This window comes from Salinihabitans flavidus, assembly GCF_900110425.1.
Classification (GTDB): domain Bacteria; phylum Pseudomonadota; class Alphaproteobacteria; order Rhodobacterales; family Rhodobacteraceae; genus Salinihabitans; species Salinihabitans flavidus.
In genome coordinates this window covers 1-8,711 of sequence record NZ_FODS01000056.1, presented here as the reverse complement: position 1 = coordinate 8,711, position 8,711 = coordinate 1, and the positions used below count along the sequence as shown (strand labels likewise).

9 protein-coding genes and 4 pseudogenes are annotated in these 8,711 nt (G+C 63.1%); 7 read left to right on the top strand and 6 right to left on the bottom strand.

Going from position 1 to position 8,711, the window contains the following annotated elements:
• Positions 1 to 238: pseudogene (locus BMW66_RS19455) on the bottom strand (metal-sensing transcriptional repressor); the annotation flags it as partial.
• 71 nt (positions 239 to 309) lie between these two features.
• On the opposite strand from BMW66_RS19455, the gene BMW66_RS19450 reads away from it, so the two are divergent.
• The 4 genes and pseudogenes from BMW66_RS19450 to BMW66_RS20720 all read left to right on the top strand — a co-directional run.
• Complete coding sequence (locus BMW66_RS19450; protein WP_139196320.1) at positions 310 to 681, top strand: hypothetical protein; 372 nt, start codon at positions 310 to 312, stop codon at positions 679 to 681.
• 117 nt (positions 682 to 798) lie between these two features.
• On the top strand, positions 799 to 1,461 hold the full coding sequence (locus BMW66_RS19445) for a HupE/UreJ family protein (RefSeq protein ID WP_245729569.1): 663 nt from the start codon (positions 799 to 801) through the stop codon (positions 1,459 to 1,461).
• A 22-nt stretch (positions 1,462 to 1,483) separates the two neighbouring features.
• Entirely contained in the window at positions 1,484 to 2,107 is a 624-nt protein-coding gene (locus BMW66_RS19440; protein WP_093120811.1) for a transmembrane anchor protein, read from the top strand.
• A gap of 76 nt (positions 2,108 to 2,183) precedes the next feature.
• Positions 2,184 to 2,610 (top strand): annotated as a pseudogene (locus BMW66_RS20720) (DDE-type integrase/transposase/recombinase); the annotation flags it as partial.
• Positions 2,611 to 2,746: 136 nt separating this feature from the next.
• On the opposite strand, the gene BMW66_RS19430 reads toward BMW66_RS20720, so the two are convergent.
• From BMW66_RS19430 to BMW66_RS19410, 5 genes are all read right to left on the bottom strand, one after another.
• Positions 2,747 to 3,679: a fumarylacetoacetate hydrolase family protein gene (locus BMW66_RS19430; protein WP_093120808.1), complete on the bottom strand. Its 933-nt coding sequence runs from the start codon at positions 3,677 to 3,679 to the stop codon at positions 2,747 to 2,749.
• A gap of 10 nt (positions 3,680 to 3,689) precedes the next feature.
• The gene (locus tag BMW66_RS19425; RefSeq protein WP_093120806.1) at positions 3,690 to 4,460 is read right to left on the bottom strand and encodes a cyclase family protein; all 771 of its coding nucleotides are present in this window, start codon (positions 4,458 to 4,460) and stop codon (positions 3,690 to 3,692) included.
• A gap of 12 nt (positions 4,461 to 4,472) precedes the next feature.
• Positions 4,473 to 5,777 carry a TRAP transporter large permease gene (locus BMW66_RS19420; protein ID WP_093120805.1) on the bottom strand — a complete coding sequence of 435 codons (1,305 nt, stop codon included), beginning with the start codon at positions 5,775 to 5,777 and terminating at the stop codon, positions 4,473 to 4,475.
• Positions 5,777 to 6,247: a TRAP transporter small permease subunit gene (locus BMW66_RS19415; RefSeq protein WP_175483333.1), complete on the bottom strand. Its 471-nt coding sequence runs from the start codon at positions 6,245 to 6,247 to the stop codon at positions 5,777 to 5,779. The genes BMW66_RS19420 and BMW66_RS19415 overlap by 1 nt, the downstream gene beginning before the upstream one ends.
• 75 nt (positions 6,248 to 6,322) lie before the next feature.
• Positions 6,323 to 7,393, bottom strand: a complete 1,071-nt coding sequence (locus BMW66_RS19410; RefSeq protein ID WP_093120802.1) for a C4-dicarboxylate TRAP transporter substrate-binding protein — start codon at positions 7,391 to 7,393, stop codon at positions 6,323 to 6,325.
• Positions 7,394 to 7,478: 85 nt separating this feature from the next.
• Here BMW66_RS19410 and BMW66_RS19405 point away from each other — a divergent pair, with 85 nt between their 5' ends.
• The 3 genes and pseudogenes from BMW66_RS19405 to BMW66_RS19395 form a co-directional block, all read left to right on the top strand.
• Positions 7,479 to 8,144: a TetR/AcrR family transcriptional regulator gene (locus tag BMW66_RS19405; RefSeq protein ID WP_093120801.1), complete on the top strand. Its 666-nt coding sequence runs from the start codon at positions 7,479 to 7,481 to the stop codon at positions 8,142 to 8,144.
• A gap of 76 nt (positions 8,145 to 8,220) precedes the next feature.
• A pseudogene (locus BMW66_RS20715) lies at positions 8,221 to 8,346 on the top strand (IS6 family transposase); the annotation flags it as partial.
• A 65-nt stretch (positions 8,347 to 8,411) separates the two neighbouring features.
• Positions 8,412 to 8,711 (top strand): annotated as a pseudogene (locus BMW66_RS19395) (IS481 family transposase); the annotation flags it as partial.

Genomic DNA, 8,711 nt, shown 5'->3' with positions numbered 1-8,711 from the left:
CCTTCAGTTCATCCCGGTCGCCGGCCACGTCACCGTCGAGACAATGATCCATGTGGTCATGGATCAGCGCCTACTTGGCATTGCGGAGGGTCCGTTCCACGGCCTGCAACTGCTGGGCCACGTCGAGGTAGGGGCGCCCCTCCTCGATCATGGTGACGACCGAGCGGAGATGCCCCTCGGCGCGTTTCAGCCGGGATGCGATCTTGGGGTGACTTGCGTGGACATGCGGTTCTGTCATATGCAAGGGCTATCCTCCCGGAGGGGATAGCGCAAGATGCCACACAAGACGCATCGCGAGGCACAAGGGCCGTGCAGCAGGCGATGAGAAAGCGGATCGAGATGCGGATTGGGGCGCGGCTCTTCGCCTTGCTGACATGCGTGGCCCTCGCCCTCTGGACCGTGTCACCGAACGCATCGCACGTGCCGAAGATCATCGAGACCCTGCAGGACCATGCCGATATGATCGCCGAACACGGCCATTCTCACGGGCTGGAGGAAGATCTGATCTGGGCGATGCACGGTCACAGCCACGAAGTCGCCGATCACGATCACAGCCAGGCCGTGCTGATGTTGGCGCGGCGCGGCACGGTGCCTGTCGAGACGAGCGCCCTCTGGCATGGCTATGCCCTGGCCCACTGGGCGCCACCCGTCTTTCGTCTGGAGCGTCCGCCACGCGCGTGAGCCTTGCCCCTCAAGGGCAGATCACAGCGTAACAACAGACAATCCAAGGAAACCCACATGCACTCCGCTTTCACGGATGGTCAGTCATGGCGCAGCTCTCGCGCCACCGCCATCCTGATGGCCGTCGCGGCCACGATGCTCTATGCGACGGCCGCCGCCGCCCACAATGTCACCGAGGGTGACGCCGGCTACATCCAGGAAATCTGGGGGGTGAACCTGATCCCCTTCATGTATCTCGGGGCCAAGCACATGGTCACGGGATACGACCACATCCTGTTTCTGCTCGGCGTCGTCTTCTTTCTCTACCGGATGAAGGAGGTGGGCATCTACGTCAGCCTCTTCGCCATCGGCCATTCGACCACGATGCTGCTTGGCGTCTGGTTCGGGTGGGGCGTGAACGCCTATGTCGTCGATGCCATCATCGGCCTCTCGGTCGTCTACAAGGCACTCGACAATCTCGGTGCCTACCAGCGCTGGTTCGGGGTCCAGCCGAATACCAAGGCGGCGACGCTGATCTTCGGCTTCTTCCACGGCACCGGCCTCGCCACCAAGATCCTCGATTACGACATCGCCTCGGACGGGCTCCTGCCCAACCTGCTGGCCTTCAATGTCGGCGTCGAGATCGGCCAGATCATGGCCCTTGCCGTGATCCTCATCGTCATGAGCTACTGGCGTCGCAGCCCCGCGTTCCTGCGCCAGGCCTACACTGCCAACGTGGTGATGATGGCCCTGGGGTTCATCCTCATGGGCTACCACATCACCGGATTTTTCGTCGCCTGAAACTCAGACAAGGAGACAAGACATGTTCAATTCCAACCGCCCTTCGCTCGAAGAGCTGCCAAGCTCGACACAGCTTCTGAAGTCCACCGCCATCGCGGCCGTCTCGGCCGTGGCGATCCTCGTCACCGTCGTCTTGCCAGCAGAATACGGCATCGATCCGACGGGTGTTGGCGGCGCGATCGGCCTGGCCGAGATGGGCGAGATCAAAACCCAGCTCGCCGAGGAGGCCGAGACGGACCGGCAGATGATGGAAGCCGAGGGCGATCAGTCCAGCCTGCTGAACGACATCTTCGGCCTGTTCGTGGGCGCAGCCCATGCCCAGGAGGCCGAGGCCTGGCGCGACGAGATCACGTTCACGCTGGAGCCCGGAGCGTCCGCCGAGTGGAAACTGGTCATGAACGAGGGCCAGACGGCGGAATACCGAATGCTCGTCGAGGGCGGCCGCGTGAACTTCGACCTGCACGGTCATGGTGGCCGCCAGTCGGTGACTTACGAGAAAGGTCGTGGCTCGGACGGCGCTGAAAGCGAGATTCTGGCCAAATTCAGCGGCGAACACGGTTGGTTCTGGCGCAACCGCGATGACAGCGCCGTCACCGTGACCGTCCAGGTCCGCGGCGAATACGCCGAGTTCAAGGACGCAAGCTAGCATCAGAAGCTGCCGTTCGCGCACGAGGTGGCGAACGGCGGCTCACCGCCTATTACCCCACCGGCTCTATAAGGTCCTCCCCCTCAGCCACGAAGCCGTCCGCTATTGGTGGCATCGGTTCGAGCCTATGTTTGCATCAGAAATCCGGAAACGGCGCGTCGAGGGCATGCGGTCAAGCCGCTGGTGTTGGCGCCTCGAAAAGATGTTCGTGAAGATCAACGGCGAGCGGCACTACTTGTGGCGGGTCGTGGATCATGAGGGCGAGATACTGGAAAGCTTCGTGACGAAGGTGCGAGACAAGAAGGCGCCGCAGAAATTCTTAAGAAAAGCAATGCGCAAGCACGGTCGCCCCGAAGTGATCGTGACCGATAAATTCCGATGCCGCCGTCCACGCTTCAGTTCACAACTACTTCAACCAAGAACGCCATCTCTGTTCATCGGACAATTTCAAGTTGAACCGTGCCGCTGCTCTTGCTGAGTGGCGTGGCCTTTGCGCGACATAAAGGACAGCGTCACAGTCCATTCGAAGATTGGTTAGAGTTGGTCAGGCAGCAACTCCGAGTCGAATATGTGTTCCAACGGGCCGCCGCCGACCGTGGCGATCCTGTTGCGACCGAGGATCGCCACGTCCGTCCCCCTTCAGGATTGGCGGCGGACCCGGTTGCGCAGGATGCCGATGCCGTCGACTTCCAGTTCCACCACGTCGCCGTCGTTCAGGAACACCGAATGCTCCAAGCCGCAGCCGTCGTTGACTGTGCCCGAGCCGATCACCTCCCCGGGATGAAGCGCCTCGTCCCGGCTGATGAAGGCGATCATGTCATCAAACCCGTGCAGCATCGCGGACATGTCGGTGTCGACATAGGTTTCACCGTTGATCCGGGCGCGGGTCTTGAGCTTGCGCGGGTCGGGCACCTCGTCCGCTGTGACGATCACCGGGCCCAGCACGTTGCCGCCGTCAAAGCTCTTGCCCTTGGCCGGCCCGAGCATCCCGCCCATCTCGATCAGCTGCGTGTCGCGCGCCGAGAAATCGTTGAAGATCGTGTAGCCAAAGACGTGATCCAGCGCCCTCTCGCGCGCGATGTTCTTTCCGCCCCGGCCGATCACGCAGGCGACCTCCAGTTCGAAATCCATCACCTGGGAATAGCGCGGCCAAAGGACGTCTTCGTCATGGCCTTGCACGCTGAAGCGGTTGGTGATGTAAAAGATCGGTTGCTTGCGATAGACCACCGGAATCTCACCCGGCTGCACGTCGGGTTCGGGTTGCCCCTGCATGTCGGCAGCCAGCTTCTGCATTCCCACCGGCGCCTGCACGATGTGACGCGGAAAGGTCGAGGCGTCACGGATCTGCGGCGGCACCGGGATCGGCGCCAGAAACCGCAGGCCCTCCAGCGGTAGCGCCTCCCCTGATCCGGCGGCCTCGCGCGCGGCGGAAAGACCGTCTTGCCCCGCTTCGATCAGCGCCAGCATGCTGGACAGCTCCGGGCGACCTGTCGCGGTCAGGTTCACCATTCCTGTATCGGTTGCCGCGCCCAGCCGGGGACCGGCGCCTGAATCGAATGTCGCTAGTTTCATCTGTTTCTCCTCAATCGCGCAGGATGGCAACGGGGCGGCACCAGCCGGCGCTCGCGCCCTTGATCTTGACCGGAAAACACTGCACCTCGAAGCCAGTCGCGGGTAGCTTGTCGAGATTGGCGAGCTTTTCCATGTGGCAATAGCCGCGAACCATGCCCGCGCGGTGGCCTTCCCAGATCAGCGAGGCGTCGCCCGTCTGCGCCACCCGGGCGGCAGTGTGGACAAATGGCGCATCCCAGCTCCAGGCGTCGGTGCCGCAGACGCGCATACCGCGTTCGGTCATCCAGCAGGTCGCCTCGTGGCCGATGCCACATCCGGTGGCGACGTAATGCCTCTCGCCATAGGCGGCGCCAGCGGCGGTGTTGATCAGGACGATGTCGCCCGGCTGCAGATCGTGCCCGATGCGGTCGAATTCGGCCTCGACCTCGGCCGCGGTTACAACGTGGCCGTCGGGCAGGTGGCGAAAGTCCAGCCTGACCCCCGGACCCATGCACCATTCCAGCGGCACCTCGTCAATCGTGATGGCGCGTTTGCCGCCGTCCATCGTCGAATGGTAATGGTAAGGTGCGTCCAGATGCGTGCCGTTGTGCGTGGACAGCGTCACCTTTTCCACCGCCCACCCTTCGCCGCCGGGCAGCTGGTCGCGCGACACGTCCGGGAAGAAATCCAGGATCTGCGGCGCGGTGTCCTCATGGGCGAAATACTGGATTTCTGGGTGCAGCCCCGGCGGGTCCGCAAAGGTCGTGTTTTCCAGTGGACGTGCGAGATCGATCAGCTGCATGGGAATACTCCGTCAAAGGCCGACGAGGCCGGTTGCGATCTGGGGGATCAGGATCACAGCGCACAAGACGCCCACCATGATCAGCGCAAAGGGCGCCGCCCCACGAAAAACTTCGCCCAGGGCTACGCCTTCGCTGCGCAACGCCGCCTGGACGACAAAGACCGACAGGCCGAGCGGTGGCGTCAACAGCCCGATCTCGACCGCGATCACTGTGACCAGCCCGAAATGGACGACGTCGATCCCCAGCTGTTGCGTGATCGGAAATGCCAGCGGCACCGTCACCAGCATGATCGACGAACTATCCAGGATCGTGCCCAGAAGCGCGACGATCAGCGAAAACAGAAACAGGAACCCCAAGGCCCCGATGCCGCTTGCGATCGCCCATTGCGTGACCGAAGCGGGCACGCCGGAAAAGGCCAGCATCCGGCTGTAGATCGATGCGCCCACGATCAGGAAACACACGGCCGCGGTGATGTGGCCCGTCTGCACGGCGATGCGCCAGGCTTCGCGCGGACCGATGCGCCGCATGGCAAACGCCAGGATCAGCGCCGCCGCGGCGCCCACGGCCCCCGCTTCGGTCGGGGTGAAGAACCCGGTGTAGATCCCGCCAAGCACCAGCGCGGCCAGCCCAAGGATCGGCAGCATCAGCACCCGCGGCGTGGTGTCGTCCGCGCCGCCCATGGTTGTCGGTCCCTCGAACAGATGCGGGCGAAACCGGCCCAGAAACGTCAGGTACAAACCGAACATCAGCGCCATCAACACGCCCGGCCCGACGCCGCCCAGAAACAGGTCGCCCACGGAACTGTCGGTCAGGATGGCGAACAGGATCAGCAGCAGCGACGGCGGGATCAGCATCCCTAGCACGCTCGACCCCGCGACGGTGCCCACGGCGATGGACCGTTTGGTGCCTGCGTTGACCATCTGCGGCACGGCCACCTTGGAAAATACGGCCGCCGAGGCGATAGAGATGCCGGTGATCGCGGCGAATACGGCATTCGACAGCACGGTCGCCACGCCCAGGCCCCCGCGCCAGTCGCGCATCGACCGCGCGATGATGGCAAAGGTGTCGCGCCCCAGCCCGGATTCACTGACCGCCAGCCCCATGAGCACGAACAGAGGCACCACGCCGAATGTGTATGCGGCGATGGACTCCGTCCCGGCCAGCGCGACGAAGTTGAACCCGAGCGCCGCCTGCCCCGTCAGGGCCCAGATCCCGAGGAACGAGATCCCCGCCAGCGCGATCGCAACGTGCACCCCGGCATAGATCGCCACGCCGATTCCCAGCAGCGACAGGTAGCCGATCATCAAATTGTCCATTACCGGGCGATCCTTTGTGCGGCGTAGATGGCCGATATCAGGAACGAGACGGCCAACAGCACCGACCCGGCGGTGACGATGGCCAGGAACGGCCAGACCGGCATTTGGAAATGACCGGAAATCCCCTCCATCTCGCCGCGTTCATAAGCGCGGATGACTTTGGGCCAGACCGACCAGGCGATCATCAGCGCCACCGCCACGCCCGCCAGTTGCGCCAGCATATCCAGGGCGGCGCCGGTGCGCGGCGCACGGCGAGTCAGCGCGCCCAGCAGGCCGTCCGATCGGATCAGTTCGCCATGCCGGTGCGAATGCGCGACCTGCAGGAAGACAATGCCGACGATGGAATATTTCACCATCTCCGGCACGCCCGCCAATGGCGTGAGAAACGCGTTACGACCGATGACATCGACGAGGATCATCACCATGATCACCAGAATCCACGCGGTCGCGATGACGTTCGCCCCGCCCATGATCCCGTTTGCGATCCGTTGCGGAAGGGGCTGCCGCGCAGCCCCTCCTTCCAGTTCCGGCGCAGACATGGAAGGTTACTCCACAGTCCAGTCGCGGGGCAGGTCCACGCCCGCCTCCTGGAGCTTTTGCATGTAGGTGTTCACAACCTCGGTCCCGGCCAGACCCTTTTCGTTCTGCTCCCTGGCCCAGTTGCCCGCGATATCGGGCAGCGCATTGGCCCATTTGACGCGCTCGTCGGCGGGAAACTCGGTGATCTCGGCCCCGCCTGACTGCATGGTGTCAAAGGCGGCGGCGACCCGCTGTTCCAGCCCCTGCCGGTACTGGACGGCAAAGGCGTCAACCCCGCCGCGAAGCGCATCCTGCACTTCGACCGGCAACTCGTCGAACCAGCTTTTCTTGGCCACGATGGCGCCGGCATATTGCGCGCCGAAGCCCACGCGGGTCACGTAGGGCGCGACTTCGTGCAGCTTGGCCGCGGCGGCGGCGGTCGGGAACACGATCACGCCTTCTGCCACGCCGGTCTGGATGTCGTTGTAATAGGAGGTCAGGTTACCCGAGACGCCCACTGCGCCGGTGCCTTTCAGCCAGTTCACCGCCGGCCCGGGTGCGTTGATCTTGCGCCCCTGCAGATCGTCGAGGCTGTCCACCGGGAAATCGGTCATCAGCAGGTAATCTTCCAAACCGAAGCCACCGCCGAGATATTCCATGTCGTACTCTTCCCAGAGCGCCTTCATGTCGGGGATTTCCTCGTGCATCTCATCGACGGTGTCGAATACGATATCCACGTCCGCAGGGCCAAAAGGCGTGGCATAGCTGACGTTCTGAAGGCTCAACAGCGAGGGTTCGAACAGCGAACTGACGATACCGATCTGGGCCAGGCCACCCTCGATCGCCTCGAGCTCGCCGCCAACGCTGGCCAGCGTACCGCCATAGGCCTCCATCCAGTTGATCGAATGCTCGGTGCCCTCAAGCTGTTCGCTCACCGTGGGAATCAGGGTGTCCGACAACGTCTTGACCCACAGGAACACCTCCGGATGACCTGCGACCGCGGTTGCGTTGAAGGTTTCGGCCTGTGCTGCGGGCGCCAGCAGACCGGCTGCGGCGCAAGCTGCCAGGCCAAGGCGAAGCCTTGCGACATGTTTCATGCTATTCCTCCTTTGACCGCCTCCTCGCGGCATTGGCAAACTATCTGAACGAACGTATAAATTGTCAAGCCGTCATGGAGGCAATATGACCGAGAACATTGAAGATCCCGTAACCGACGGCCGCGTGCTGCGTGGCGAGGCCACGCGCGAACGCGTGCTGGACGCCGCCGAACGGCTCTTTGCCGCCGAAGGGTTCGACGCCATTTCCATCCGCCGAATCGCCGCCGAAGCGGGGGTGACTCTGGGCGTGGTCAGCTTTCACGGCGGCACGAAACACCAGCTTTTCGCCACGGTGATCGAACGTCGTGTCGCCGCGCTGAACGCAGACCGGCGGGCGCGTCTCGGGGTGCTTCTCTCGGGCGACAAGCCGCCGGAGTTGCGCGACCTGGTGGATGCCTACCTCACGCCCTACCTGACCCACGCCTCGCGCGGCGACCCTCAATGGCGCGCATATGCTCGCCTGATCGCCCGCATCGTCAGCGACGACCGCTGGTATCCCGAGATCGGCAACTTCTACGACCCGGTGGCGCAGGAGTTCCTCGATGCCATTCAATCGGCGCGGCCCGCGACCCCGCGCAAGGAGCTGGTGACCGCGCTGACCCTGACAGTGGCCGCTATGCTGTCACTGGTCGCCAGCCGCGCCCGCATCGCTGGCCTGTCGGGCGACCCGGCGGGCGAACCGCTGGCCTATCGCGAAACGCTGATCACCTTCTGCCTTGGAGGGTTCGACGCAATCTCACGAGAAAGCTAGTCGGCAAAGCCCACAACGGCTTTGTCAGAAGGATTGAGTTGAGGCGGGCAGGGTGATTACATAGCCTGTCCTCAGGATGAAAACAGATCCTTTCAGGAGCTTTCAACGCAGCCCCGAAATTGTCCGCCTCGCAGTCATGTTGTATGATCGCTTTCCTTTGTCGCTGAGGAATGTAGAAGATCTTCTGCACGTGCGCGGCATCGATACTAGGTGTTTGATCCCATGGTTTGATGGTGCGATCCTTTCTCGGGAATGGAAGGAAGCATTATGGGACAAGTTCGTCACGGGAGCGCCACGACCACGCACGCTGTCAGAGCTGCAATACAGCGATCGCAAGCTTCGCTCGCGCAGCTGAGCAAGGAGCTGGGCATCAACCCCAAGACCGTTGCGAAGTGGCGCAAGCGTGCGACGGTGGAGGATCAGAAGACCGGCCCGAGAGCCACGCGTTCAACCGTTCTCAGCGAGGAAGAGGAGGCAATGATCGTCGCGTTCCGGCGGCACACATTGCTGCCGCTGGACGACTGTCTTTACGCTCTACAACCGACGATCCCGCATCTCACGCGGTCT